The organism is Streptomyces sp. NPDC020597 (genome assembly GCF_044335095.1).
GTDB lineage: Bacteria > Actinomycetota > Actinomycetes > Streptomycetales > Streptomycetaceae > Streptomyces.
On sequence record NZ_JBIRUL010000044.1, the window covers coordinates 1 to 26,299 of the forward strand.

At 69.0% G+C, this 26,299-nt stretch carries 22 protein-coding genes; 8 read left to right on the top strand and 14 right to left on the bottom strand.

Annotation, left to right across the window (positions count from 1 at the left end; translation table 11 throughout):
- Window positions 1-266: 266 nt before the first annotated feature.
- From ACH4ZA_RS37705 to thyX, 3 genes are all read right to left on the bottom strand, one after another.
- On the bottom strand, window positions 267-1,952 hold the full coding sequence (locus ACH4ZA_RS37705; protein ID WP_107441612.1) for a ribonuclease J: 1,686 nt from the start codon (window positions 1,950-1,952) through the stop codon (window positions 267-269).
- Between the two features lie 128 nt (window positions 1,953-2,080).
- The gene (gene dapA, locus ACH4ZA_RS37710) at window positions 2,081-2,980 is read right to left on the bottom strand and encodes a 4-hydroxy-tetrahydrodipicolinate synthase (protein WP_398433574.1); all 900 of its coding nucleotides are present in this window, start codon (window positions 2,978-2,980) and stop codon (window positions 2,081-2,083) included.
- A gap of 205 nt (window positions 2,981-3,185) precedes the next feature.
- A complete protein-coding gene (thyX, locus tag ACH4ZA_RS37715) occupies window positions 3,186-3,926 on the bottom strand; it encodes an FAD-dependent thymidylate synthase (RefSeq protein WP_398433575.1) in 741 nt (246 codons plus the stop codon).
- Window positions 3,927-4,112: 186 nt separating this feature from the next.
- Between thyX and ACH4ZA_RS37720 the strand changes: the two genes are divergently transcribed.
- Both ACH4ZA_RS37720 and ACH4ZA_RS37725 read left to right on the top strand, forming a co-directional pair.
- A complete protein-coding gene (locus ACH4ZA_RS37720) occupies window positions 4,113-4,346 on the top strand; it encodes a hypothetical protein (RefSeq protein WP_398433597.1) in 234 nt (77 codons plus the stop codon).
- Between the two features lie 117 nt (window positions 4,347-4,463).
- Window positions 4,464-5,015, top strand: coding sequence for a hypothetical protein (locus ACH4ZA_RS37725; RefSeq protein WP_319280868.1), 552 nt, complete (start codon window positions 4,464-4,466; stop codon window positions 5,013-5,015).
- A gap of 94 nt (window positions 5,016-5,109) precedes the next feature.
- Here the strand turns inward: ACH4ZA_RS37725 and ACH4ZA_RS37730 are convergent, their stop codons facing one another.
- The 5 genes from ACH4ZA_RS37730 to rpsO form a co-directional block, all read right to left on the bottom strand.
- Complete coding sequence (locus ACH4ZA_RS37730; RefSeq protein ID WP_319280866.1) at window positions 5,110-5,565, bottom strand: hypothetical protein; 456 nt, start codon at window positions 5,563-5,565, stop codon at window positions 5,110-5,112.
- A 12-nt stretch (window positions 5,566-5,577) separates the two neighbouring features.
- Window positions 5,578-6,330 carry a 4-hydroxy-tetrahydrodipicolinate reductase gene (gene dapB, locus ACH4ZA_RS37735; protein WP_319280865.1) on the bottom strand — a complete coding sequence of 251 codons (753 nt, stop codon included), beginning with the start codon at window positions 6,328-6,330 and terminating at the stop codon, window positions 5,578-5,580.
- A gap of 53 nt (window positions 6,331-6,383) precedes the next feature.
- Entirely contained in the window at window positions 6,384-7,763 is a 1,380-nt protein-coding gene (locus tag ACH4ZA_RS37740; protein ID WP_319280863.1) for a pitrilysin family protein, read from the bottom strand.
- On the bottom strand, window positions 7,760-9,979 hold the full coding sequence (locus ACH4ZA_RS37745; RefSeq protein ID WP_319280861.1) for a polyribonucleotide nucleotidyltransferase: 2,220 nt from the start codon (window positions 9,977-9,979) through the stop codon (window positions 7,760-7,762). The genes ACH4ZA_RS37740 and ACH4ZA_RS37745 overlap by 4 nt, the downstream gene beginning before the upstream one ends.
- 410 nt (window positions 9,980-10,389) lie before the next feature.
- Entirely contained in the window at window positions 10,390-10,677 is a 288-nt protein-coding gene (rpsO, locus tag ACH4ZA_RS37750; protein ID WP_319280859.1) for a 30S ribosomal protein S15, read from the bottom strand.
- Window positions 10,678-11,047: 370 nt separating this feature from the next.
- On the opposite strand from rpsO, the gene ACH4ZA_RS37755 reads away from it, so the two are divergent.
- On the top strand, window positions 11,048-11,368 hold the full coding sequence (locus tag ACH4ZA_RS37755) for a DUF397 domain-containing protein (RefSeq protein WP_398433576.1): 321 nt from the start codon (window positions 11,048-11,050) through the stop codon (window positions 11,366-11,368).
- A gap of 123 nt (window positions 11,369-11,491) precedes the next feature.
- Here ACH4ZA_RS37755 and eccD read toward each other — a convergent pair whose 3' ends face one another.
- Complete coding sequence (gene eccD / locus ACH4ZA_RS37760) at window positions 11,492-13,003, bottom strand: type VII secretion integral membrane protein EccD (protein WP_398433577.1); 1,512 nt, start codon at window positions 13,001-13,003, stop codon at window positions 11,492-11,494.
- 220 nt (window positions 13,004-13,223) lie between these two features.
- Between eccD and eccCa the strand changes: the two genes are divergently transcribed.
- The 5 genes from eccCa to ACH4ZA_RS37785 all read left to right on the top strand — a co-directional run bounded on the left by eccCa (window position 13,224) and on the right by ACH4ZA_RS37785 (window position 21,925).
- A complete protein-coding gene (gene eccCa, locus ACH4ZA_RS37765) occupies window positions 13,224-17,201 on the top strand; it encodes a type VII secretion protein EccCa (RefSeq protein ID WP_398433578.1) in 3,978 nt (1,325 codons plus the stop codon).
- A gap of 564 nt (window positions 17,202-17,765) precedes the next feature.
- Entirely contained in the window at window positions 17,766-18,008 is a 243-nt protein-coding gene (locus tag ACH4ZA_RS37770) for a hypothetical protein (RefSeq protein WP_398433579.1), read from the top strand.
- 4 nt (window positions 18,009-18,012) lie between these two features.
- Window positions 18,013-20,181 (top strand): hypothetical protein, encoded by a 2,169-nt coding sequence (locus ACH4ZA_RS37775; protein ID WP_398433580.1) that lies wholly within the window; start codon window positions 18,013-18,015, stop codon window positions 20,179-20,181.
- On the top strand, window positions 20,181-20,843 hold the full coding sequence (locus ACH4ZA_RS37780) for a hypothetical protein (protein WP_398433581.1): 663 nt from the start codon (window positions 20,181-20,183) through the stop codon (window positions 20,841-20,843). Before ACH4ZA_RS37775 ends, ACH4ZA_RS37780 begins: the two co-directional genes overlap by 1 nt.
- An 803-nt stretch (window positions 20,844-21,646) precedes the next feature.
- Entirely contained in the window at window positions 21,647-21,925 is a 279-nt protein-coding gene (locus tag ACH4ZA_RS37785; RefSeq protein WP_057579475.1) for a GntR family transcriptional regulator, read from the top strand.
- A gap of 93 nt (window positions 21,926-22,018) precedes the next feature.
- Here ACH4ZA_RS37785 and ACH4ZA_RS37790 read toward each other — a convergent pair whose 3' ends face one another.
- From ACH4ZA_RS37790 to ACH4ZA_RS37810, 5 genes are all read right to left on the bottom strand, one after another.
- Window positions 22,019-22,321: a WXG100 family type VII secretion target gene (locus ACH4ZA_RS37790; RefSeq protein WP_319280850.1), complete on the bottom strand. Its 303-nt coding sequence runs from the start codon at window positions 22,319-22,321 to the stop codon at window positions 22,019-22,021.
- An 85-nt stretch (window positions 22,322-22,406) separates the two neighbouring features.
- Window positions 22,407-22,745, bottom strand: coding sequence for a WXG100 family type VII secretion target (locus ACH4ZA_RS37795; protein WP_266725994.1), 339 nt, complete (start codon window positions 22,743-22,745; stop codon window positions 22,407-22,409).
- A gap of 87 nt (window positions 22,746-22,832) precedes the next feature.
- On the bottom strand, window positions 22,833-24,086 hold the full coding sequence (locus ACH4ZA_RS37800) for a S8 family serine peptidase (protein ID WP_398433598.1): 1,254 nt from the start codon (window positions 24,084-24,086) through the stop codon (window positions 22,833-22,835).
- Window positions 24,087-24,150: 64 nt separating this feature from the next.
- The gene (locus ACH4ZA_RS37805; RefSeq protein ID WP_398433582.1) at window positions 24,151-25,866 is read right to left on the bottom strand and encodes a WXG100 family type VII secretion target; all 1,716 of its coding nucleotides are present in this window, start codon (window positions 25,864-25,866) and stop codon (window positions 24,151-24,153) included.
- The gene (locus tag ACH4ZA_RS37810) at window positions 25,866-26,297 is read right to left on the bottom strand and encodes a hypothetical protein (RefSeq protein WP_398433583.1); all 432 of its coding nucleotides are present in this window, start codon (window positions 26,295-26,297) and stop codon (window positions 25,866-25,868) included. The genes ACH4ZA_RS37805 and ACH4ZA_RS37810 overlap by 1 nt, the downstream gene beginning before the upstream one ends.
- Window positions 26,298-26,299 lie beyond the last annotated feature (2 nt).

Below are 26,299 nucleotides of genomic sequence, written 5' to 3' on the forward strand. Positions count from 1 at the left end.
TTCCGACTCTATCAGACCGTTTCCCGATCCGATTTCCTCGGTGCTTTCCAGGTTCCCCGCTTATCTCGCGGTTTCCCTTTCCGGCGGTTCCGACTTTATCAGAAGTTCTGAGTCGGTTTTCCCGGCCCTTCGGGGGACTGGTCCCTGCGCACGAAGCGTTGGGGGTTCCCGGTCAGGCGGAGCCGTAAACGTACTGGAGCGGGGCTCCCCGATGCAAATCGGGGAGCCCCGCTCCGGGTTCACGCGTACGGGAAGGCGTACGGCGCTCAGACCTCCACTACGACCGGGAGGATCATCGGCCTGCGGCGATAGGTGTCCGAGACCCACTTGCCCAGCGTGCGGCGGATCAACTGCTGCAGCTGGTGAGGCTCGACGACGCCGTCCTGGGCCGAGCGTTCCAGGACCTCGGCGATCTTCGGGGTGACGGCCGAGAAGGCGGAGTCCTCGATGCCCGAACCACGGGCCTGGATGTGCGGGCCTCCGGTGATCTTGCCGGTGGACGAGTCCACGACGACGAAGACCGAGATGATGCCCTCGTCTCCCAGGATCTTCCGGTCCTTCAGGGCAGGCTCGCCCACGTCGCCGACCGAGAGGCCGTCGACGTACACATAGCCCGCCTGGACCTTTCCGGCGATCTTGGCCTTGCCTTCGACGAGGTCGACGACCACGCCGTCCTCCGCGATCACGATGCGGTCGTGCGGGACGCCCGTCAGGGCCCCCAGCTCGGCGTTGGCGCGCAGGTGCCGCCATTCGCCGTGGACCGGCATCAGGTTCTTCGGGCGGCAGATGTTGTAGAAGTACAGGAGCTCGCCTGCGGACGCGTGGCCCGAGACGTGCACCTTGGCGTTGCCCTTGTGGATGACGTTCGCACCCCAGCGGGTCAGACCGTTGATCACCCGGTAGACCGCGTTCTCGTTGCCCGGGATGAGCGACGACGCCAGGATCACCGTGTCGCCGGGGACGATGCGGATCTGGTGGTCGCGGTTGGCCATGCGGGACAGGGCCGCCATCGGCTCGCCCTGCGATCCCGTGCAGACCAGGACCACCTCGTGGTCGGGGAGGTCGTCGAGCGTCTTGACGTCCACCACCAGGCCCGGCGGGACCTTCAGATAGCCGAGGTCCCGGGCGATGCCCATGTTGCGGACCATGGAGCGGCCCACGAAGGCGACGCGGCGTCCGTACTCGTGCGCCGCGTCGAGGATCTGCTGGATGCGGTGGACGTGACTGGCGAAGCTGGCCACGATGATCCGCTTGCGGGCTCCGGCGAAGACCGTGCGCAGGACGTTGGAGATGTCCCGTTCGGGCGGCACGAAGCCGGGTACCTCGGCGTTCGTCGAGTCGGAGAGAAGAAGGTCGATGCCCTCCTCGCTCAGGCGTGCGAACGCGTGCAGGTCGGTGAGCCGGCCGTCCAGCGGGAGCTGGTCCATCTTGAAGTCGCCCGTGTGGACCACCATGCCGGCGGGCGTGCGGATCGCGACCGCGAGGGCGTCCGGGATCGAGTGGTTGACGGCGATGAACTCGCAGTCGAACGGGCCGATGCGCTCACGGTGCCCCTCCGCCACCTCGAGGGTGTACGGGCGGATCCGGTGCTCCTGGAGCTTGGCCTCGATCAGCGCGAGGGTCAGCTTGGAGCCGATGAGCGGGATGTCCGGCTTCTCGCGCAGGAGGTAGGGGACGGCCCCGATGTGGTCCTCGTGACCATGGGTGAGGACGATGCCCTCGATGTCGTCGAGGCGGTCCCGGATGGACGAGAAGTCCGGCAGGATCAGGTCGATGCCGGGCTGCTCCTCCTCGGGGAAGAGCACCCCGCAGTCGACGATCAGCAGACGGCCGCCGTACTCGAAGACCGTCATGTTGCGGCCGATTTCACCGAGCCCGCCGAGCGGGGTGACCCGGAGGCCACCCGCGGGGAGCTTCGGGGGCGGAGCGAGTTGCGGATGCGGATGACTCAAAAGACTCTCCTCAAACACCCGCGCCACGTACCGGTGGGCACGTGGCGCGCATGACGTTCGTGCAGAAGCAGTTGTGGTTGTGGATTGCAGGCACCGGTGGCCTGCCTATTCAGTTGTGAAGTCTGTTGTCAGAGCTGTACCCCGCCCGCGGCAAGATCGATCTTGAGCTGTTCGATCTCTTCGGGCGAGCACTCGACCATGGGCGGGCGCAGCGGCCCCGCGGGCAGCCCCTGCAGGGCGAGCGCCGCCTTCGTCGTCATCACGCCCTGGGTGCGGAACATGCCCGTGTAGACGGGGAGCAGCTTCTGGTGGATCTCCGTGGCCTTCTGGACGTCACCGGCGGTGAACGCCTCGACCAGGGCGCGCAGCTCCGGGGTGACCACGTGGCCCACCACCGAGACGAAGCCGACCGCGCCCACGGAGAGCAGGGGAAGGTTCAGCATGTCGTCGCCGGAGTACCAGGCGAGGCCGGAGCGCGCGATGGCCCAGCTCGCGCGGCCGAGGTCGCCCTTGGCGTCCTTGTTGGCGACGATCCGCGGGTGCGCGGCGAGGCGGACCAGCGTCTCGGTGCTGATCGGGACTCCGCTGCGGCCGGGGATGTCGTAGAGCATGACCGGCAGCCCGGTGGCGTCGGCGACGGCCGTGAAGTGGCGGTACAGGCCCTCCTGCGGGGGCTTGTTGTAGTACGGGGTGACGACCAGGAGGCCGTGTGCGCCCCTCGTCTCGGCCGCCTTGGCGAGCCCGACGCTGTGGTGGGTGTCGTTGGTGCCGACTCCGGCGACCACGTGGGCGCGGTCTCCGACGGCCTCCACGACGGCGCGTACCAGATCCGATTTCTCCGCGTCGCTGGTGGTGGGCGACTCACCGGTGGTGCCGTTGACGATCAGGCCGTCGTTGCCTGCGTCCACCAGGTGGGTGGCGAGCCGCTGCGCGCCGTCGAGGTCGATCGCGCCGTCCGCCGCGAAGGGCGTGACCATGGCGGTGAGGACCCGCCCGAAGGGGGTCTGCGGAGTGGAGGTCGGAGCCATGGGTGACACGCTACTCGTTGCTCACGGCGGGGTCTGCCCTAGGGGGGTGCGAAAAGTCATGACAAAGATGGAACCCGGCACTGCCTGCTCGGGGGTTCAAGCAGTGCCGGGTCCGTTTGATCAGGCTAGATGAACTTCTCCAAATGCCGCAATACGGACACTTCGGGCGGATGATCCGTACATACGTCTCCGTGGCCCGTCCTCGTCACGGCGCGACACGCCCGTTGGCGTTGAAGGCCGCGTAGGTGAGGGGCATGAGCCTGGCCCACTCGGCCTCCATCTTCTCGCCCACCATCTCGATCTCCCGCTGCGGGAACGACGGGACCCTGGCCAGCTCGTGCTGGGTGCGCAGACCGAGGAAGTGCATCAGCGAGCGGGCGTTGCAGGTGGCGTACATCGAGGAGAACAAGCCGACCGGGAGGACCGCGCGGGCGACCTCACGGGCGACGCCGGCGGCGAGCATCTCCTGGTAGGCCTCGTACGACCGTCGGTAGGAGTCCTCCATGGTGCGGCCCACGAGCTCCTGCTGGGCCCGGGTGCCCTCGACGAAGACGTACTTGCCGGGACGGCCCTCCTGCACCAGCTTGCGGGACTCGCCGGGGACGTAGAAGACCGGCTGGAGCTCCCGGTAGCGGCCGCTCTCCTCGTTGTAGGACCAGCCCACGCGGTGCCGCATGAACTCGCGGAAGACGAAGATCGGGGCGCTGATGAAGAAGGTCATCGAGTTGTGCTCGAAGGGGCTGCCGTGCCGGTCCCGCATCAGATAGTTGATCAGGCCCTTCGAGCGCTCGGGGTCCTTGCCCAGCTCGTCGAGGGACTGCTCGCCGACGGTCGAGACCCGGGCGGCGAAGAGCACGTCGGCGTCGGACGCGGTGTGCTTGACCAGCTCGACGGTCACGTCGCTGCGGAAGCCGGGCTTGAGGTCGTCGGCGGAGCTGTCGGTCACGGTGCGGAGGTCCTTCCATCGCGTCTTCGGAGCGGCGCCAACTCTACGGGGGCCGTTGGGCCGGACGGACACGGGCATGCCGCGGGATTTCTCCGGGACGTCTGCCGATATGGGGCACGTTTTCGGGCACTCGCTCGTCTGTACCGGTAGACGATGTCCCACACGCTCCAGGAGGAAGTACCCACCATGTTCCGTCGGCGCGAGCCCGTCCCCTTCGCCTTCATCGCCGAGGCCGACAGGTTCCGGAGCAATGTCACTCCCCCACCCCCCGATCGGTCCTCCGTGAGCCGGATAGCCGGGCGCTGGCTGCTGGGGCTCACCATCGTGGCCGGGCTGGTGGGGTCGCTGGTCATCGGGATGCCGGCGCTGCGCGTCGACTCCTCGCAGCCTCAGCAGTCACAGGCGTCCCAGGGCCGCTGACAGGGCCGCTGACGCGGAGCGGGCGTCGCCGCCACGGCCCCCCGATGGTGGTGAGCGGGGACACAGCCGGATAGCCTCACCGGGCACAGCCCACGCATGGACGAGTGAGGACCAGTCGTGCCCCTGCCCTTTCTGACGGCCGACCGACCGTTCGACGCGGCGGACGACGTCGCCCTGCCCTTCGAGGACCGTGAGCGCTGGCGGCGTCCCTACCGGCCCGGACCCTGGCGGGTGGGAATCGCGGCGCTGGCCCTGCTGCTGGCCTCGTTCGTGCTGTTCGCGGCCGTCATCATCGCCCTGACCGGTTCGCTGTCCGAGGCCGCCGTGGTCTTCGGCGGCTCCCTGCTGGTGATCGTCGCCGCCCTGCGGCTGCTGCGCATGGGCGTGTGGGTGAGCGCGCGCGGGCTGCGCCACGTCGGCTTCCTCGTCACGCGCACGCTGCCCTGGGAGCGGGTCGGGGCGGTGCACACCGTGCAGCAGCCGGTGCGCTGGCTGGGGCTGCCGCGGACGGTCCAGGGACAGGCCCTGACGGTCGCGCGACGGGACCGGCCCGCCGAGAGCACGCCGCTGCTGACCACGCACGGGGCGGACTTCCTGGCGCGCGGCGAGGCCTTCGACCGCGCGGCGGACGCGGTCGAGGCGTGGGCCGCGGAGAACCGGCACGTCTGATCGCCGAACGCACGAAGGGGCCGGTCCGCCGCGAGGGTGGGCCGGCCCCTCTCGCGTGGCCGCGTGCGGGCGGGACGCTCGGGGATGCGTGAGGTCAGGCGGCCTCGACGGGCTTGCCGTCGTGCAGGCTGATCGCCCTCTGCATGGCCTTGCGGGCCCGTGGGGTGTCCCGGGCGTCGTGGTAGGCGACGGCGAGACGGAACCAGGTGCGCCAGTCCTGGGGCGCCGCCTCGGTCTCGGCCCTGCGCACGGCGAACACCTCGTCCGCCGAGTCGCGGTCGACGCGGCCGCTCGGGGTCCGCTTCAGCTCGTCGACGGGCAGACCGCCCTCGGCGTCGAGTTCGGCGGCGAGCGCGTTGGCCCGGCGGACGAACTGGGTGTTCTTCCACAGGAACCACACGCCGATGACCGGGAGGATCAGAACCGCCACACCGAAGGTGACGGTCAGCAGCGTGCCGGACTGGATGAGCATGACGCCGCGGCTGCCGACCAGGACGAAGTAGAAGACCAGGACGGCGGCCGTGAGGGCGTAGGAGATCTTCGCGCGCATGACGTCAGAGGCTCAGTTCAGGTCGAGGAAGTGTTCCAGGCCGAAGGTGAGGCCGGGCGTCGACACCACGCGGCGGGCCCCCAGCAGGATGCCCGGCATGAAGCTGCTGTGGTGGAGCGAGTCGTGGCGGACGGTCAGGGTCTCCCCCTCGCCGCCCAGCAGGACCTCCTGGTGGGCGAGCAGGCCGCGCAGCCGGACGGCGTGGACGGGGATCCCGTCCACGTTCGCGCCGCGCGCCCCGTCCAGGCCCGTCTCGGTGGCGTCCGGCGCCGGGGCGACGCCGGCGGTGCGGCGGGCCTCGGCGATGAGCTGGGCGGTGCGGGTGGCGGTGCCGGAGGGTGCGTCCACCTTGTTGGGGTGGTGGAGCTCGACGACCTCGACGGACTCGAAGTACGGCGCGGCGATCTGCGCGAACCTCATGGTGAGGACGGCCCCGATGGAGAAGTTGGGTGCGATGAGCACGCCCGTTTCGGGGGAGGCGGCCAGCCAGCCGTTCAGCTGCGCGAGGCGTTCGTCGGTCCAGCCGGTGGTGCCGACCACGGCGTGGATGCCGTGCCGTACGCAGTGGTCGAGGTTGTCCATGACCGAGGCGGGGGTGGTCAGTTCGACGGCGACCTGGGCGCCGGCCTTCGCCAGCGTCTGAAGGTCGTCGCCGCGGCCGAGGGCGGCCACCAGCTCCATGTCCTCGGCGGCCTCGACCGCCCGTACCGCCTCGGAGCCGATCCGGCCGTTGGCGCCGAGGACCGCCACGCGCAGCTTGCTCATCTTGTGTGCTTCCTTACCGAAGTTGCCGAAGGCCTGACGGCTGTCGGAGGGGGTCAGGCGACCGCGTCGTGCAGCCGGGCCGCCTGCTTGTCCTTGAGCGGGCCGATGACCGACAGCGACGGACGCCGTCCCAGGATGTCGCGGGCCACGGCCCGGACCTCGTCCGGGGTCACGGCCGCTATCCGGGCCAGCATGTCGTCGACGGACATCTGGTCGCCCCAGCACAGCTCGCTCTTGCCGATGCGGTTCATGAGCGCGCCGGTGTCCTCCAGGCCGAGGACCGTCGAGCCGCGGAGCTGGCCGATGGCGCGGACGATCTCCTCGTCGGACAGACCGTGCTCGGCGACCTGGTCGAGTTCGTCCCGGCAGATCTTCAGCACGTCGTGCACCTGGCTCGGGCGGCAGCCCGCGTACACGCCGAAGAGGCCGCAGTCGGCGAAGCCCGAGGTGTACGAGTACACGCTGTAGGCCAGGCCGCGCTTCTCGCGGACCTCCTGGAAGAGACGGGAGGACATGCCGCCGCCGAGGGCCGTGTTCAGCACGCCGAGCGCCCAGCGCCGGTCGTCCGTGCGGGCGAGACCGGGCATGCCGAGCACGACGTGCGCCTGTTCGGTCTTGCGGCCGATCAGCTCGACCCGGCCCGAGGCGCGGAGCGCGCGCCGGCCGTCACGCGGGGCGATGGGCGTCGCGTCCGTGTTCTGGAGGGCGCCCGCCTTCTCGAAGGCCGCGCGGACCTGGCGCACGAGCTTGTTGTGGTCGATGTTGCCGGCCGCGGCGACCACGAGGTGGGTCGGGTCGTAGTGCTTCTTGTAGAAGCGGCGGATGCGGTCGGCGGTGAGGGCGTTGACCGTGTCGACGGTGCCGAGGACCGGCCGGCCGAGGGGGTTGTCCCCGAACATCGTCTGCGCGAACAGGTCGTGCACGCAGTCGCCGGGGTCGTCCTCGGTCATGGCGATCTCTTCGAGGATCGCACCGCGCTCGACGTCGACGTCCTCCTCGCGGATGAGGGAGCCGGTCAGCATGTCGCAGACGACGTCGATGGCGAGCGGCAGGTCGGCGTCGAGCACGCGTGCGTAGTAGCACGTGTACTCCTTCGCCGTGAACGCGTTCATCTCGCCGCCCACCGCGTCTATCGCGGAGGAGATGTCGAGCGCGGACCTGCGGTTCGTCCCCTTGAAGAGGAGGTGCTCCAGGTAGTGCGTGGCGCCGTTCAGGGAGGGCGTCTCGTCGCGGGAGCCGACGTGCGCCCAGATGCCGAAGGTGGCGGAGCGGACCGAGGGGAGGGTCTCGGTGACGATGCGCAGGCCGCCCGGCAGGGTGGTCTTGCGGACGACGCCGATGCCGGCCGTGCCTTTGATCAGGGTTTGGGTACGGGCGACGGCCCGCGCCTCCGAAGAGGTGCGGGCCGTCGCCTGGGAGCTACTCGACGTCACTTGTCGGAGTCGTCCTTCGCATCCTCGGCGGCTTCCTCGCCCTCGATCACGGGGATCAGGGAGAGCTTGCCGCGGGAGTCGATCTCGGCGATCTCGACCTGGACCTTGGAGCCCACACCGAGCACGTCCTCGACGTTCTCCACGCGCTTGCCGCCGGCGAGCTTGCGGATCTGCGAGATGTGCAGCAGTCCGTCCTTGCCCGGGAGCAGCGACACGAACGCACCGAAGGTCGTGGTCTTGACGACCGTGCCCAGGTAGCGCTCGCCGACCTCCGGCATGGTCGGGTTGGCGATGCCGTTGATCGTGGCGCGGGCGGCCTCGGCCTGCGAGCCGACCTGGGCACCGATGTAGATGGTGCCGTCGTCCTCGATCGTGATCTCGGCGCCGGTGTCCTCCTGGATCTGGTTGATCATCTTGCCCTTCGGGCCGATGACCTCGCCGATCTTGTCCACGGGGATCTTGACGGTGATGATCCGCGGGGCGTTGGGGGACATCTCGTCCGGCGTGTCGATCGCTTCCATCATCACGTCGAGGATGTGGAGGCGGGCGTCGCGGGCCTGCTTGAGGGCCGCGGCCAGGACGGAGGCCGGGATGCCGTCCAGCTTGGTGTCGAGCTGGAGGGCGGTGACGAACTCCTTGGTGCCGGCGACCTTGAAGTCCATGTCGCCGAAGGCGTCCTCCGCACCGAGGATGTCGGTGAGGGCGACGTAGTGCGTCTCGCCGTTGATCTCCTGGGAGATCAGGCCCATGGCGATGCCGGCGACGGGGGCCTTGAGCGGCACACCGGCGTTCAGCAGCGACATGGTGGAGGCGCAGACCGAGCCCATGGACGTCGAGCCGTTGGAGCCGAGGGCCTCGGACACCTGACGGATCGCGTAGGGGAACTCCTCGCGCGTCGGCAGGACCGGCACGATGGCGCGCTCGGCGAGGGCGCCGTGGCCGATCTCGCGGCGCTTGGGGGAGCCCACGCGGCCGGTCTCGCCGACGGAGTACGGCGGGAAGTTGTAGTTGTGCATGTAGCGCTTGCGGGTCACCGGGGAGAGGGTGTCCAGCTGCTGCTCCATACGGAGCATGTTGAGGGTGGTGACGCCCAGGATCTGGGTCTCGCCACGCTCGAACAGCGCCGAGCCGTGCACGCGCGGGATGGCCTCGACCTCGGCGGCGAGCGTACGGATGTCCGTGACGCCGCGGCCGTCGATGCGGGTCTTCTCCTTGATCACGCGCTCGCGGACCAGCTGCTTGGTGAGCGAGCGGTACGCGGCGGAGATCTCCTTCTCGCGGCCTTCGAACTCCGGGAGGAGCTTCTCGGCGGCGAGCGCCTTGACGCGGTCGAGCTCGGCCTCGCGGTCCTGCTTGCCGGCGATGGTCAGCGCGGAGGCGAGCTCCGGGCGGACGGCGGCGGACAGGGCCTCCAGGATGTCGTCCTGGTAGTCGAGGAAGACCGGGAAGTCGCCGGTCGGCTTCGCGGCCTTGGCGGCGAGGTCGGCCTGGGCCTTGCAGAGCACCTTGATGAAGGGCTTGGCGGCGTCCAGACCGGCGGCGACGACCTCCTCGGTCGGCGCCTCGGCGCCGCCCGCGACGAGCTGGATGGTCTTCTCGGTGGCCTCGGCCTCGACCATCATGATGGCGACGTCGCCGTCCTCCAGGACGCGGCCGGCGACCACCATGTCGAAGACGGCGTCCTCGAGCTCGGTGTGCGTCGGGAACGCGACCCACTGGCCGTTGATCAGCGCGACGCGGACGCCGCCGATCGGGCCGGAGAAGGGCAGGCCGGCCAGCTGGGTGGACGCGGAGGCGGCGTTGATCGCCACGACGTCGTACAGGTGGTCGGGGTTGAGCGCCATGATGGTGGCGACGACCTGGATCTCGTTGCGCAGGCCCTTCCTGAAGGACGGGCGCAGCGGGCGGTCGATCAGGCGGCAGGTGAGGATGGCGTCCTCGGAGGGACGGCCCTCACGGCGGAAGAAGCTGCCGGGGATCTTGCCGGCGGCGTACATCCGCTCCTCGACGTCCACCGTGAGGGGGAAGAAGTCGAGCTGGTCCTTGGGGTTCTTGGAGGCGGTGGTGGCCGACAGCACCATGGTGTCGTCGTCCAGGTACGCCACGGCGGAGCCGGCGGCCTGCTTGGCCAGGCGGCCCGTCTCGAAACGGATGGTGCGGGTGCCGAAGGCGCCATTGTCGATGACGGCTTCGGCGTAGTGGGTCTCGTTCTCCACTAGTGTTTTCTCCTCGTCTTCGTCCCTCACTGCCCGTGTGGCAGGGGGACGGTGGCGGAGAAGCGCTCCGTGCGGTGCGGGCCGGTCTTCGATCGAAGCACCCGGGGATCTCTTTCCCGGGGGCCACTACCGAGGACCGGCGGCGGCTAGGCGCGCTTCTCCTCGTTCGGTGTGCGTGATGACGTTTACCCGCAGCGAGTACATGTCATCACGCTGTGTCGTACGTATGGCGTTGTGCTACCACACTACAAAGCGTCGGTGACACTCCGCACGTTTCCGCTCCACGGGCGGCCGTACGACGGGCCCTGTCCGTGGTGCGTGCCGGTGCGTACCGCCGAGCGGTGCGCACCGAGGTGTACAGCAAAAGGGAGCGGCCCCGATCGTCCGGGAACCGCCCCCCTCACGGCGTCCTACTTGGCGCCCGCCGCACCGCGGCGGATGCCGAGGCGCTCCACCAGCGCACGGAAGCGCTGGATGTCCTTCTTGGCGAGGTACTGCAGCAGGCGGCGACGCTGGCCGACCAGGATCAGCAGACCACGACGGGAGTGGTGGTCGTGCTTGTGCGTCTTGAGGTGCTCGGTCAGGTCCGAGATCCGGCGGGACAGCATGGCGACCTGGACCTCGGGGGAGCCGGTGTCGCCCTCCTTCTGACCGAACTCGCTGATGATCTGCTTCTTCGTAGCGGCGTCGAGCGGCACGCGTACTCCTCGTAGTCTTTTCAGTGGCCACCGAGTGCCCCCGGTCTTGGTCTCGGGGGAGCTTCCGTTACTCGGGAGGCGGGGATCCGCTGGGCGCGACCTCCAGAAGCTTCAGGGGCTGCCTGAGGGGCTTCCGGGGGTGCGTACACAAACGGCCGAGAGCCAGGGTATCAGGCCGGTGCGTCCGACCTGCCCGGATATCGCGGCCGACGGCCCTTGCGGCGCTCGGGCGAGCGGGGGCAGTGTACGGGCGACGCCGGCCGACCGGAACGTAACGGGAGAACCTCTGAGCTGGGGGAACGCCGGCAAGTAGGGTGGCGCTGCAGCTCGTTGGGACAGCGGGAACTCAGAGGGAAGGGTCGGAGCCGACATGGCCGATGCCGAGGACGAGGCAGTCAAAGCGCGCAAGGAGCGGGAGCGGGACGAGCTGTACGCGCTCGACATCTCGGGTGTCGAGTGGAAGAGCGCGCCCGGCACGGAGGGGCACGAGGAGCGTGTCGAGATCGCCTGCCTGCCCGAGGGGGCCGTGGCGATGCGGTCCTCGCTCGACCCTGGGACGGTGCTGCGCTACACCGAGGCGGAGTGGCGTGCCTTCGTGCTGGGCGCCCGGGACGGCGAGTTCGACCTGGAGCCCGCGCCGCACGGCGGCGGGACGGCGACGGAGGCGGCGGAGGCGGCGGAGGCGGACTAGCCGCCGCGCAACGGCGGTCGCCGCCCGTCGCCACGGGCCCGCCGCGACCGGCAGGCACGTGGCGACGGGGCCTCGGGGCAGGCGCCGTGTGCGTCCGCCCCGAGGCCTTCTCGACTCGTGGGGTCAGCCGGTCATCGAGCGGACTGCCGCGTACACGTCGAACACGGCCAGGGCCAGCGGCACCAGCGTCAGCAGGACGAAGCCCTCGGCGATCTCCATGAAGCGGCCCCAGAACGGGGTGAGGCCGCCGCGCGAGGTGATCAGGCCGATCGAGGTGACGATCGCGGCGGCCGCCGCGACGGCGGCGACCAGCCAGACCGTGCGAAGGTCCAGGTCGGCGCTGTCGCCGGCGAGGGCGGCGCGGATCGCCGGGTGGGGCGGGTTGAGCGCCAGGCCCAGTCCGAGCAGGACGAGCGAGCCGAGGCCCGCGGCCAGCACCGGGGCGACCTGCGCGGTGTAGCGGAAGAGGTGGGCGCGCATCAGCAGCGCGGTGCCCGTGGCCAGCGCGAGCAGCTGGGCCCAGACGTCGTCCGAGAATCCGAGGACCGCGCAGGCGCCGACCGCGATCACCGCGCAGCCGCCGACCAGCCCGACGAGGAGTTCGTGGCCGCGGCGGGCCTGCGCGGCGATCCGCTCGGCGTCGACCGGTTCCCGGGGGGCGGGATCGGCGCCGTAGGCGCGGCGCGAGGCGGAGTCCGGGGCGTCGAAGCCGATCGGGAGGCGGGCGAAGCGCATGGACAGGCCGGGCAGGAACGCCAGGGCGCCCACCCCGACGGGGGCGCACAGGGCGGCGGTCTCGGCCGGGCTCCAGTGCGCGAGCATCGCCGCGAACACCGCCGCCAGTCCGGCGCCCGAGGCGACGACGAACGCGACGAAGGGGCCGTCGCCGCGCGGGGAGCACAGGGTGAGCAGCACCGACGCCAGCAGCACCGCCGCGCAGGCGAGCAGGAACTGCAGCTTGCCGATGCCCTGGCCGTCGGCGAGCGGGAGGAGCCCGGAGCCCGCCACGGCCACGTTGGGCAGGGCGCCGAGGCCCAGGGCGATCGCCGAGCCGCGGTCGTCGTAGACGCGGGCCCGGACGCCGGCGAGGGCGACCAGCAGCACGCCGACGACCGCGGCGAGGACGCCGGGCAGGCCCTGCATGTCGTGCCGGGGGTCGCCGCTCCAGGCCACGAAGGCGAGCAGGGCCGGCAGCACGCTTCCGCCCACGAGGCCCGCGGCGCGGGTCAGTTCGCCGCTCCACAGGGTGTGCTCGCGCGTGACGGCGGAGGCGACCGCCTCGGACACGTCGTCGAAGACGGCGGGCGGCAGCGACTCGGAGAACGGGCGCAGCGTGAGGAGTTCGCCGTCGAGGATGTGCTGGGCGGCGAACGAGCGCGAGCTGTCGAGGACGGAGCCGTCCCTGCGGACGAGGGTGTAGCCGACCGGTGCGCCCTCGGCGGGGCTCTGCCGGGCGAGCCGGAGGATCTCCGGGTAGAGGTCGGCGACCGGGATGTCGTCGGGCAGCGCCACGTCGATCCGGCTGTCGGGGGCGACGATGGTGACCCGGCAGAAACCGAGCCCCGCCCCCGCCGCGGGCACGGCTGCGGCGCCGCGTCCCTCTCCGGTGGCTGCCGCGGAGGTCGTGATGCTCACCCTGCTGCTCCCCCTCAGTGATGGTCTCGCGTCGGCTGTGTGAAGGTCCCGCGCAGGTTGGTGCGGACGCGCGGCCCGCGGTGTGCTCACGCGAACATCCGGCACCCTACCGCCCCGTGGTGGTACCAGCAGTCAGTAGGATCACGCGGCGGCCTGCGTCCGCCTGACACGGGGTGGCGGACGGTACTTCCCGGGGGCCTCGCAAGGGGATTGGTGAGCAGTGAGCCACATCGTCGTGAAGCGTCCGCCAAGGGCGCTGCCGTCCGAGGTGCCCATGGGCGAGGTCGTCCTGCAGCCTCCGCCCGAGCTGCCTCGGGGGCATCAGGAGAGCGTGCTGATGCAACTGCTGCCGACGCTCGGCATGGGCGGCTCGGTGGTCTTCTTCTTCACGAGCGGGCAGCCGTTCATGCGCATCATGGGCATGGTCATGATCGCCTCGACGGTGGCCATGTCGATCGCGATGGTGGTGCGCTTCCGGCGCGGTTCCCAGGGTCAGTTGGCGGATCTGCGCCGGGACTACCTCGGCTACCTGGCGCAGACCCGGCGCGCCGCGCTCGACACCGCGCGCGCCCAGCGTGACGCGCAGTACTACCTGCACCCCTCCCCCGAGCAGCTGTGGGCCCTGGTCGCCGAGGGCAGCCGGGTGTGGGAACGGCGGCCCGGCGACGAGGACTTCGGGCAGGTCCGGGTGGGCCTCGGCGTCCAGGCGCTCGCCACCCCGCTGGTCGCCCCGGAGACCGGTCCGGTGGAGCAGCTGGAGCCGTTGACGGCGGGCGCGCTGCAGCGTTTCCTCGCCGTGCACGACAGCCTGGACGACCTGCCGATGGCGGTCTCCCTGCGTGCCTTCTACCACGTGACGATCAGCGGCGAGGCGGACTCGGTCCGTTCCTGTGCCCGGGCCCTGGCCGGTTCGCTGGCCGCGCTGCACTCGTCCGAGGACCTGGTGCTCGTGGTCGCGGCGGGCCGGGACGAACTGCCGCACTGGGATTGGGCGAAGTGGCTGCCGCACGTCCAGGCGGCCGGCGCGGTGGACGGGGCGGGCAGCCGCCGGCTGATCGGCTCGGACACCCGTGAGCTGGAGGGCCTGCTCGGCTCCCGGCTGACCGGGCGGCCGAGGTTCCACCCCAACGCGACGCCGCTGGTCGACGAGCCGCACGTGGTCGTGGTCCTGGACGGGGTGTCCCTCCCCCACGACTCGGTCCTGGCCAACTCCGAGGGACTGCAGGGCGTGACGGTCCTCGAGATCATCCCCGGTGAGCTGACGGGAGCGGGCGGCGAGCTCGACATCGTCGTACAGCCCGGGGCGCTGCGGCTGGAGTCGGGGCACGGGGCCGTCTACGAGGGGACGCCCGACGTCCTGTCGCCGGAGTCCGCGGAGGCGCTCGCCCGCCAGCTCGCGCCGCTGCGCATGGCCTCGGGTGGCGACGACGACGAGCCGCTGCTGGCCAACCTGGAGTTCACCGAACTGCTGAACCTCGGCGACGCCGCGTCGGTGGACACCCAGCGCACCTGGCGGCCCCGTTCGCTGGCCGAGCGGCTGCGGGTGCCGATCGGGGTGGGCGAGGACGGCCGTCCGGTGATGCTGGACCTGAAGGAGGCGGCGCAGGAGGGCATGGGCCCGCACGGTCTGTGCGTCGGCGCGACCGGTTCCGGCAAGTCCGAGCTGCTGCGCACGCTGGTGCTGGGGCTGGCGGTGACGCACTCGTCGGAGACGCTGAACTTCGTCCTCGCCGACTTCAAGGGCGGCGCCACGTTCGCGGGGATGGCGCAGATGCCGCACGTCGCGGCCGTGATCACCAACCTGGCGGACGATCTGACGCTGGTCGACCGGATGGGCGACTCCATCAGGGGCGAGCTCAACCGCCGTCAGGAGCTGCTGCGCAACGCGGGCAACTACGCCAACATCCACGACTACGAGAAGGCGCGGGCCGCGGGCGCCGCCCTGCAGCCGATCCCCTCGCTGGTGCTGGTGATCGACGAGTTCAGCGAACTGCTCACCGCCAAGCCCGACTTCATCGAGATGTTCGTGCAGATCGGCCGCATCGGGCGCTCGCTCGGCGTGCATCTGCTGCTGGCCTCGCAGCGCCTGGAGGAAGGGCGGCTGCGAGGACTGGAGACGTATCTGTCGTACCGCGTCGGTCTGCGCACCTTCTCCGCCGCCGAGTCGCGGGCGGCGCTGGGCGTGCCCGACGCGTACTCGCTGCCCAACGTGCCGGGTTCGGGGTTCCTGAAGTTCGGGACAGACGAAATGGTGCGGTTCAAGGCGGCGTACGTGTCCGGGGTCTACCGCTCGGGCGGTCAGCGGACGGCGCCGGGAGGCGGCCCGCTGCCCCTGGACCGACGGCCGGTGCTCTTCACCTCGTCCGAGGTGCCGGTGCGGTACGCGGCCGTGCCGCAGGCCCGCCCGGCCGGCGACGCGGAGGTCGACGACGCGCTGGCGGACACCGTGCTCGACGTGATCGTGCGCCGGCTGGAGGCGCAGGGCCCGGCGGCGCACCAGGTGTGGCTGCCGCCGCTGGACAGCCCGCCGTCGCTGGACTCCCTGCTGCCGGGGCTCACGGCGGTGGAGGGCCGCGGGCTCACCCAGCCCGGCTACGAGGGCGCGGGACGGCTGGTCGTGCCGGTCGGCCTGGTGGACAAGCCGTTCGAGCAGCGCCGTGACTCGCTCTGGGTCGACTTCTCGGGCGCGGCCGGCCACATGCAGATCGTGGGTGGCCCGCAGTCCGGCAAGTCGACACTGCTGCGCACGCTGATCGCGGCGTTCGCCCTCACGCACACCCCGCATGAAGTGCAGTTCTACGGCCTCGACTTCGGCGGCGGCGGGATGGCCGCGGTGGCCGGACTGCCGCACGTGGGCGGGGTCGCCTCCCGGCTGGACCCCGAGCGGGTGCGGCGGACGGTGGCGGAGGTGTACGGCGTCCTGACCCGCCGCGAGGAGTACTTCCGCGCGGCCGGGATCGCCTCGATCGCCGACTTCCGGGCCCGGCGGGCGCGGGGCGAGATCTCGGTCACGGACCAGCCGTGGGGCGACGTCTTCCTCGTCATCGACGGATGGGGCAACTTCCGCGCGGACTACGAGGTGCTGGACCAGATCGTCCACGAGATCGCGGCGCGCGGCCTCGGCTACGGCATCCACCTGGTGCTGACGGCGTCGCGGTCGATGGAGGTCAGGGCCGCCCTCAAGGACCACCTGATGAACCGGCTGGAGCTCCGGCTCGGCGACACCATGGACTCCGAGATCGACCGCAAACTCGCCGCGAACGTCCCGTCGGGCGTTCCCGGCCGGGGGCAGTCGCCCCAGAAGCTGCACTTCATGGCCGCGGTGCCGCGCATCGACGGCCTCGCCTCGGACACCGAGCTCTCCGACGCGACGCAGGCGCTGGCCGCGGAGGTCTCCCGGCACTGGCAGGCCGCGCCCGCGCCGGAAGTACGGTTGCTGCCGCGGGAGTTCCCGGCCGCGTCGCTGCCGCCGGGCGACCGCTTCCCGCGCCGCGGGGTCGCCTTCGGCCTCGACGAGGACCGTCTCGAGCCGGTCTTCGTCGACTTCGAGCAGGATCCGTTCTTCCTCGTCCTCGGCGAGAGCGAGTCCGGCAAGTCGAACCTGCTGCGGCTGCTGATCAAGCAGCTCACCCGGCGGTATTCGGGCGACGAGTGCAAGCTGTTCGTGGTCGACAACCGGCGTTCCCTGCTGGACGTGACGCCGGCGTCGCATCTCGCCGAGTACATCCCGATGTCCAACGCGATGGACCATCACATGGCCGCGCTCGCCGACCTCATGAAGCGCCGGACGCCGACGGCCGACGTGACGGCGCAGCAGCTCCGGGACCGCAGCTGGTGGCGGGGCCCGACGGTGTTCGTCGTCGTCGACGACTACGACCTCGTCGCCACGTCGAGCGGCAACCCGCTGGCGGGACTGACCGAACTGCTGCCGTTCGCCCGGGACGTGGGGGTGCGGTTCATCATCGCGCGCTCGACGGCGGGCGCGGGGCGTGCCTCCTACGAGGCGTTCATGCAGCGCATCAAGGAACTCGGGGCGCAGGGCGTGGTCCTTGCGGGCGACCCCGGCGAGGGCGACCTCCTGGGCGGCGTCCGCCCCCGCCCGATGCCCGCGGGCCGGGGCATCTTCGTCTCCCGACGGCGGGGGAAGCCGCTGGTGCAGGTGGGGTTGGTGGAGGAGGACGTCGAGGGGGCGGAGTGAGCTGGGGGCGGAGGCGGGGTGCGTGAGCGGGGGATGAGTGCAAGCAGGGCAGCACGCGCTCTGGCCGGACCACCGCGCCGTGTCGTGGGGGTGAGTCGCGAACCCGGGTTCGCGACTCTCCGACCGAGGGTTCCGGGACGTCCGGCGGTGGCCGGTCCTCGCCTCTCGATTTTGGCCACGGTCGAACCGTGGGCAAAGCATCGCGGAAAGTATGGTGAGTCCGGGAGATCACTCGGGGTGATCCACTGGATCGTTCCTGTCACTGGCACGGCGTCGTCGTCGCGCGGGCCACGGACCGCAGGCCTGCAGGCCGACGGTGACACCGGCAGAACGCACACATCGGCGGAGGGGGACCACGCATGGCGTGGGAGGAGTGGGAACAGCTGAAGGCCGGGGCGGCCGAACGGCATCCCATCGGGATGCAGCTCAACCATGTGCCGAACGACCCGGGCGAGAGCAGCACCCAGGGAGACCTGGTGGCCGGCCACCAGGATCTGGAGGCTGTCGGCAAGGCGGGGCTCATGACCTGTTCAGGACTTCACCACGTACAGCGGGCACGCACGCGTGGCGTCGGAGGCCGCCGCAGGTGGACTCAAGGGTGAGGGCTTCGCCCTGGGCGCGGCCCTCGACCATGTGACGGAGCGCTGGGGCGAACAGAGCAAGACGTTGCTGGACACCTGCGCCCATATCTCCAACCATCTGCGGTTCACGAAGAACCAGCACGCAGCCCGACGACTCCTACATCGCCGGGCGGTCAGCAGCATCGCTCTGCTGGGCGAGGGCTTCGACGACCGGAAGGGCCACTGACCCGATGGATCTCGACGCCCTGCGCCACGGGGACCTTTCAAAACTCGGTGAGGCTGTCACCGACTGGCAGCAGATGACGAAGAAACTCGCAGAACTGCAGAAGGACGCGGAGAGCAACCTCAAGGCGAAGGCGGACACCGCCAGATGGGCCGGGGTGAACGCCACCGTCAGCCGCGAGTTCATCACGAAAACGGCCGCTGAGTTCGCCGACGCGCACACTCAGGCGGACTCCATCGCCAAGATCCTCAGCGACACCCATGGGGAACTCGTCAGTTTTCGAACACAGTTGACGGCCGCCATCGCGCGGGGCGCGCAGCAGAACCTGTCGGTGATCGACACCGGCGAGGGCACGTTCACCGTCACAGGGAACACCCGGCCCGACTGGGCTTCGGATCCCAGCGGAAAGACCGGGGCGACTGATCAGAAGGCGGCGGACGCCCTCCGCGATGAGATCCAGGCGATCCTGGCGAAGGCGACGCAGAGCGACAACAGCGCCGCAACGGTTCTCCGGCTCCTCGTCGACCAGGCGAAGTACGGCTTCACCGACGCCTCGTACGCCGACCGGGACTCTGCCGCCAAGGCCGTCGCGGCAGCGGAGAAGCTGGCGAAGATGGCCAGGAACCCGGCCGACATGAGCCTCGACGACATCAAGAACTTCAACCGCACGATGGACACGTTCCACGACGACCCCCTCTTCGCGGAGCAGTTCGCCACGCGTCTCGGGCCCAAGGGGACGCTCCAGTTCTGGACCGAAATGACCTCGGTACACGCCGGCGCCAGGGGTTCGGAACTGGACACGATGAAGAGCCTCCAGAGCAACCTGAGCCTCACCCTGGCCACGGCGTCATTCTCGGACTCGGAGGCCATGCAGGACTGGAAGAAGGGCGTCGTCGCGGAGGGCAACACCAACTTCCGCGCCGCGGACTCCTTCAGCCCCGTCGGCGCGCTCGGCTCCCAGGTCATCAGCAGCCTGATGCGCGAGGGGCAGTACGACACCGAGTTCCTGGACGACTACAGCAAGACGCTTTTCAAGGCGGACAAGGGCGCCGGCGAAAGCAATACGGACGCCCTTTGGGTCAAGGGCTATGACGCCCTTGACCTTGTCTTCGGTGACGGTAACGGGCGCGACCCGCTGGAGGGCTTGTTCGAGGGCCTGTCACACAACCCGGAGGCGGCGACGCATGCGTTCGAGTCGAAATCGGACCTGGACCACATGCTGGGCACCACGGTGTACACGGATCGAGGGGCGTCCCTCGGGCATGCCTTGGAAGCGGCGGTGACAGGGGTCGCCGCTGGGGACTCGACATCACCGGCACCGCCCCACAGCGCCGCGCAAGTCGAGATCATGGCCAACGTCATGAACGCGGTGGCCCAGCCGGATGACGGCGCAAGACTCGTGACCAGGGGGCTGGGAGACAGCTTCGGAAACATGGCGGCTTCCTATATGCCGGAAATCAGCCAGAAACTAGGAGGCGAGTCAGGGGCAGTATTCCTCTCCAACAGCGAGAATCCTGGCGGCCTCGGGGATGTTCGCGACGTGGCGCGATTCCTTTCTGCCGTGTCTTCAGATCCCGCCGGCAGAGCCGGGATAATTTTCGGGGAAAGCATCTACACCGGAAATCTCCTTGAGGCACACTTGTCCGATCCCTCCCTGTTCGACGGTCCCAGGAGTCAGGTCCTCGAAGATATTGGCAGGAATGCGGGAATCATTGAGGGAATCGTTGGACATTCCGCAGCAGATACTGAAGTCAGCGGCGCACTCAAGGGAGAAAAAGAGTACAACGACGCGTTGAAGGCGAAAGGAGATTTCGCCAAGACATGGGTCTCGATCGGCCTGGCGAACATCTCGGTACCCGTCGCCTACGGGGGTGCGGCGATGGGTGCAGTGGGCGGCGGGATGCTCGGAGCCGTTGCCGGATCGGCCGTTGATCGCCTACTCGAAGGACAGGAACTCCATGGGGCCAAGGATCAGGCCCTGTACGAGAGCGCCAAAGACCTCTACGACATGCGGGAATCCGTCAATCAGCAGACGCAGCAATCGACGCTGGACGCGCTCAGTCGGCACGACGTGAAGCTACCCAAGGACGGCACGGCCGATTCGATCCGCAACGCCGTCAACCAGGGTTGGGACGACGCCAGCGAGCTACTGACCCGTACGAAGGAGCGTCCCTAGTGAAAACGTCGGCGTGGAGCCGGGAAAAACAGGCGACCTGGGAGAGCGGGAAGGGCCTGCTGCTCTGCATTTTGGTCTTGAGTCTTCTGGGCGGTACCGCTTGGCTTTTCTTCATCAAAGGCCTGTACGTGCTGCCCAGTAAAATGTGCGACGACACGCTCACCCGAGGTACAGTCACCCAGGTGCTACCGAACGCGCGGTCAGCAGACCACGGTTCCCGTGCCCGAGGCGTCGGGGACAGCCTTTCCTTCTCCTGCTACGTCACCACGAGCAATGATTCATCTCTCTCCGGAGAAGCACGGGTCAAGCCTCTTGCCCACGTCAATTGGCTTAAGCGCTATCAAGCGTCGAGCGAGCGGAGCAGACTTGTTCGCGTATCAGTAGGTGATATCGAAGCCTTGTTCCAGATTGACTCCGGAACAGGCACTTCCTCCGTGTACGTGCCTTGTGAGCCGCCCGCTGTCCCGGAGTACAACGCCTCTGCGCCCTACGCAGTCGTCGGTGAGGCTCGAGTCGACGGGAGCGCGAAGGTCATGGGCAGGCCGCTGGGACAGACGCTGACCGACTTCGCCTACCGGCTCGCGCGGCACGCCTACAAGTTGGCCGAGTGCAAGGAACCTCGTAGCTTCCCTGAGGCGTTGCCCCGCTATGAGGACGACTGATGAGGGATGAGGAGATCATCAGGCACTTCGACGGGCGTGGCCGCTTCGAATTCCTCACCAGGGCATCGCAGAAGGCCCGCATAGAGAAGATCACCCATGCCCTCGGCTACCGACTGATCGCCACCGACGACCTCAGACGGGGGCGCGTCCGGCTTCACTTCCTCCGTGACGACGCCCCGCTGGCCCGCCGCCGGGCCGAGCGGACCATCGCGCGGCTACGCGCAGGCGGCCCGGTCCTGCCGGAGTTCGCGGAGGTGCCGCCTCCGCCGCCGTCACCGCCCCCGGCAATTCCGTCAGCAGCACCACCCATGCCCAGGATCCCTTCTCGGCCACCGTATCCGCCCATGCCGCCGCCCCCTCCGCCTGCCGCCGCGAGCAGCTGAAGCATTGAGGACGGCGCATTCGCGCCGCGCGAATACCGCAGGCCCCGCGCCGGGGCCACCGCCTTCGGATCAGGTCTGGGTCGGGTCGATGTGCTGACCCGACCCAGACCATCCGCCCGGTGTGGGCCGCCCAGTAGGCGCTCAACTTCGGACGTCAGGCTTTTCGCCGTGGTGGGGTGACGGCAGCCGTCCGGGCTTCCTCCGGCGACGGGTGGTGGCAGGGGCAGGGGCAGTGGCGTACCAGCAGCAGGCCCCCGCCGTGTGGGAGTGGAGTGTCTCGCAGGCGGCGGCACGCGGGGTGGACGTCCGCGTAGCCGGGCCGGTGTGCCAGGGCGCATCCAACTTGGTACGTCTTGGTACGTCCTTTCACGTGCTAGGCCGCCCTATGCTGTCTTGAGCTGGCCTTTTACGCTCTAAGGCGTGATAGAAATCGACCGGGAGAGCATCGTCCCGATGTATGTGCAGCTTGCTTCCGCCCTGCGTGAGCGCATTCGACGCGGCGAGATTCCGGTTGGTCGGCGCATCCCTTCGCACCACGAGCTGGAGCAGGAGACGGGCGGAGCAGTGAGCCGCCGGACCATCAAGTCCGCCATCGAGGTACTACAGGCCGAGGGAACCGTTCAGGGAGTCCAGGGCAAGGGCGTGTTCGTCATCGCCGTGCCCACTGGCGCGTCCGAGAACGGCGAGAGCAACGGCTGACGGTCGGGCAACGACGCCCAACTGAGACGCAGCACAGGGTGGGCACCTCCCGTGCGTGCCCACCCTGTGCTGCGAAATACGGCCTGCCTGCACTTACATGAAGTAGCTGGCGCCCTTCAGGTCGCCGCCGCGGTAGTCACCGCCGGCGCCGTGGACCTTGTGCGAGATCTGCATCAGGGCCGTGTGGATGCCCCGTGCGTGCTTGTTCCACTCTTCGCTCTTGCCCTGGAACGCCTGGAACGCCTCGCCGCCCCAGCCTGCCGACACGTTGAGCACGGCCTGCCGAAGCGCCTCGAGGTCCTCCTCGAGCTTCTTGGCCTGATCGCCGAGCTCGGTGGCGAGCGCGTCCATGGTGCCGTAGGTGACGGCAAGTTCCTCGTAATGGGCTCCGGACATGTTTCCCTCGTTTCTTTGCGGATGTCAGCCGGAATCATCAGTCCGGGCAACAGTGTGGTTCAGTGCGATCCGTGGCTCGGGCTCGTCAGTAGCTGCTGAGCGCCGAGGTCTTTCCACCGAGATCGTCGACCGAGATCTTGGTCAGGTCCGCCGTGATCTGGTCTTCGAGGTTCTGCTTGTCGTTCTTGGTCATGTGGATGCCCTCGAGGAAGTCCTCGAGCATCTTGCCGATCCCCACCATGTGGGTGTTGATCTCCGTCTGCTTGGCGTTGAACGCGTTGGCGCCCTGGCCCGTCCACGCCTTCTCGATCATGTCGATCGTGCCCTGCAGCTTCGCGAGGGAGCTCCGGATGTTGTCGTACCGGTCGATGACTTCCTTCTGGAGCTTCTGTACATCGCCGTCATTGAGCTTGCGGTCGACCATTGCGACACTCCTTCTTCGTGAGCTTCGATTCGCTGCTGACTGCGCGGTGGTCTGTAGGTCAGAACCGTTGTGGGTGACGGTTCTTCGTCATGCGTGGGTGGATCCAGCGCCTCGCCGGGAGCGGACCACGGCGAAGGCGCCGCCTCCGATCACCAGTACGGCCGCGGCTGCTCCGAGCGCGATCCACATCGTGGTGTTGTCGGAAGCGTCGGCGGTTGCTGCTGCGGGTGCCTGATCGTCCGCAGTGCCCTTGGAGGGCTGCGGCGAGGCTGGCGCGGAAGCGTTGGCGGAGGGCGCGTTGCCCGCCGCGTCCGTCACGCCCGTGACGTTTTCCTTGGCGAGGGGGTCGGTGCCGGCCGGACCGGGGTTGAAGTCGGGGTTCTCCAGCACCTTGCGGGGGCGGATCAGGCCGTATCCGAGGTACGTGCTCGGATCGTCCTTCGCCCAGTCACGCCCGGCGGTGTCGATCAGGCTGGCGAGGACCTGGTTGGCCGTCCACTTGGGGTGGGCGGACCAGATGAGGGCGGCGGAGGCGGAGGCGATGGCTGTGGCCTGGCTGGTGCCCTGGCCGGTGCAGTAGGAACGGAAGGTGTTGTCACACCAAGTCGGCACGTTCAGGCCGGGGGAAGCCAGGTCGACGTAGTTACCATGCTCCGAGAACTTGCCGACCGTTCCCTTCTCGTCCGAGGCTGCGACCCCGACTACATATGGGTAGGCGGCCGGGAAGTCGATGGTCTTGCTCGCCGGGTCGTTGCCGACGCTGGCAATCAACAACTTTCCTTTGGATTGGGCGTACTTGATCGCCGCAAGGTCCTCTGGCCTTTGGATGTCCTCTCCGAAGGACATGCTGATGATCTTTACGTCACTGTCAGCGATCGCCCTCATCACGGCCGACATCGCGGGGGCCTTCTTTTTCTCGTCCTCGTTTTTCAGAATCTTCATTCCGATCCGAAATGGGACGATCTTTGCCCCTGGAGCAAGGCCCTTCAGACCTCCACCGGCACCGGTACCAGCGATGAGCTCCGCCATGCTCGTACCGTGCCCCAGGTAGTCCACGCCTGCTTTGTAGCCGACGGCTTTCGGCACCTCAGCAACGAGCACTTGGCCTTTGAGTGAAGGAGTGTCGGGGTTGACCCCCGTGTCGACAACGGCCACCTTGACACCTTTGCCGGTGCTCACCTTCCACATTTCGTCGGCCTTCATCGAAGACAGGTACCACTGTTGGGACTGAACATCAGCGGCCGACGCACTCGGAGCCAAACCTGCCGAGAGCACGGCCAAGGCACCGAGCGCTGAACAGACGGCGGAAACCCGTCCCCCGTTTCGTCTTGCGAAAGACATGCCCCGCCCGTCGCGTCGGCTGATCCCTGCCACCATGACTCTGTCTGTCCTCGCTCTTGTGCGATCAGTTGGTCGCCGACGCGTCATCGCGCCGCTCGTCACGGCGCGAACGCTTCTCGCTCGAACCCTGATTGCCTGCAGCACCACGCGCCGCGCCCCGACCGCCGGAAGGGCTTCCGCCGTTCCGGCTTCCGGAAGCTCGCCCCTGTGGCGTTCCCATCACACCGTCAGGGCTACCGACGGGACGGCGAGCCGTCTGTCCTGCGGCCGGGCCCACCGTTGAACGGGGCGCCCCAACCACCCCGCGCTGTCCGGGCCGTTCGCCCGCGGCACGCGATGTGGATGCGCCCTCGCCGCCGACGACCGTGCCGCGCGGCAACTTGGAATTGCGGGAGCCCGCGGGACCCGCGGTGACAGGTCGCCCACCGACAACGCCATCTCCGACGCGTCCGGCACCGGAGCGCCCGGCACCGCCCGGACGCCCAGGGTTCATGGCACCCGTGCCGGTGACAGGACCGCGTGGGGCACTGGCAGCACGACCAGGGGACTGCCCAACGGGCTTCGGCGCTCCGCCGACCACACCTCGCCCTACGGGACCAGGAATGCGGCTGCCTGATTTCCCTGCTGTAGCGGCACGTCCAGCCTGCCCCATGGGGCCGGTGCCCGTGCGCCCGGCACCGATGCCTCCCGGCATGCCACCAGCGCGCCCCTGTGCCGACGTAGGAAGCCTGTTAGCCAGCACGCCGCCGAACCCTGAACTACGCCCTGCAGGTCCCCGGAACGTTGGAGGTACACCAGTCGGCACAAAGGAAGGAACCGATCCCGCCGGAGTTGCACCAGGGCCTGCTGTCGAAGGCGGCACGACGGTCGTCGGCTTCGTCAGATCCTGTGCCGGCAATGTGCCGACGCTGTCGATCTCCGTACCCACGTGCTGTTCGGGAAGCCTGACGACCTCGTCCCCGTTCTTACGAGCTGAGGGCAAGTCCTCCGAACGCGGTCGCTCGACCTCAGATGCAAGAGATTGGTGGCGTGGTGCTGCCGTATCACTCACGCTCTGCAAGGTGCCTGGATGGCGTGGCTGCTCTTCCCTCGGATCAAAGCCCGGCGGCGGCTCCGGCACGCCCACGCTCGGCATCTCCGGGAACACCGGCTCCTTGGCCATCTCCATCATGCCGCTCGACACCGTGTAGAACGACGCCAGTCGGTACATCTGGTTGATGGCCTCCTGGCGGTCCTTCTCGGCCTTGACCGCCGCCGTGTACTCGGCGTTGCCCTCGACGCGCTGGGGCGTCGGGATGTCGTCGACCTTCTTGGGGACGATACGACTGTCGCGCGGAGGCATCGACTTGCGTACGGAGGCGAGGCCCGAGCTTGCCGCCAGGACCTGGGTGCCCACCTCGTCGGTGTAGGTGGCCAACTCCTTCGCCGTGGTGGTGAGGTTCATGCCCCAGGTGTAGAAGGCGGTGTGCGCCTCGCCCTCCCAGTCGACGTTGCCCAGATTGCGGCTGAGCTCGTCGGCGGCGTCGTTGATGGCGTCCCGGGCGTCCACAAGGGCCGTGGCGGCGCTCTCGAGCGTCTCCGGGCTCGCCCCCTCGACGATGTCGATCATCGCGTTGAGCTCGTAGCCCTCGAAGCTGGTGTTGCCGAAGCCGCCGGGGCTGCTGAGCATTCCGGGGCTGATCACCACAGCCTTGTTCACAGCGTCGTCCACGCCGCTGTTCTGCTGGGTCGCGTCCTGGCGTTCCGCCTGGTAGTGGTCCGGCTTCTTGTCGCCGCTCATCAGTACCCCGCGTCCGTGTGGTCGGCGTTGTTGTCACGCTTGAGCTGCTCGTGCATCATCGCGTCGCGATCCTGGTTGACCTCGGCCCGGATCGCATGGAACCGGTACCGCAGTTCGTCTTCCAGGTTGTCGAAGGTGACGTCCACGCCGTGCACGGCGATCTGCATCGCCTCCAGCTGGAGCCCAAGTGACTTGGAGAGCGCGGTGATGCGCTCGTGGACGCGCTCGTACTGCAGGTGGAGGGTCTTTGCCTCCGGGAACTCACCCGCTCCGAACGTGGCCGCCGACAGGCTGTGGCCGGCGACTTTCGCCGAGCCGCCCGCAGATTTCTCGAAGGCCGTGAGCAGGTCGTCGACCCGCTTCTTGAACGTCGAGAGCGCCATGTAGCCGCGCCGTACGTCGGCGCCCCCACCCATGTCCGCAGGAATCACGA

Coding starts and splice junctions, on each gene's coding strand:
- dapA (WP_398433574.1), bottom strand. CDS start 2,980: ATGGCTCCGACCTCCACTCCGCAGACCCCCTTCGGGCGGGTCCTCACC.
- ACH4ZA_RS37720 (WP_398433597.1), top strand. CDS start 4,113: ATGTTCCGTCGGCGCGAGCCCGTCCCCTTCGCCTTCATCGCCGAGGCC.
- ACH4ZA_RS37730 (WP_319280866.1), bottom strand. CDS start 5,565: ATGCGCGCGAAGATCTCCTACGCCCTCACGGCCGCCGTCCTGGTCTTC.
- dapB (WP_319280865.1), bottom strand. CDS start 6,330: ATGAGCAAGCTGCGCGTGGCGGTCCTCGGCGCCAACGGCCGGATCGGC.
- ACH4ZA_RS37755 (WP_398433576.1), top strand. CDS start 11,048: ATGGCCGATGCCGAGGACGAGGCAGTCAAAGCGCGCAAGGAGCGGGAG.
- ACH4ZA_RS37775 (WP_398433580.1), top strand. CDS start 18,013: ATGGATCTCGACGCCCTGCGCCACGGGGACCTTTCAAAACTCGGTGAG.
- ACH4ZA_RS37790 (WP_319280850.1), bottom strand. CDS start 22,321: ATGTCCGGAGCCCATTACGAGGAACTTGCCGTCACCTACGGCACCATG.
- ACH4ZA_RS37795 (WP_266725994.1), bottom strand. CDS start 22,745: ATGGTCGACCGCAAGCTCAATGACGGCGATGTACAGAAGCTCCAGAAG.
- ACH4ZA_RS37800 (WP_398433598.1), bottom strand. CDS start 24,086: ATGTCTTTCGCAAGACGAAACGGGGGACGGGTTTCCGCCGTCTGTTCA.
- ACH4ZA_RS37805 (WP_398433582.1), bottom strand. CDS start 25,866: ATGAGCGGCGACAAGAAGCCGGACCACTACCAGGCGGAACGCCAGGAC.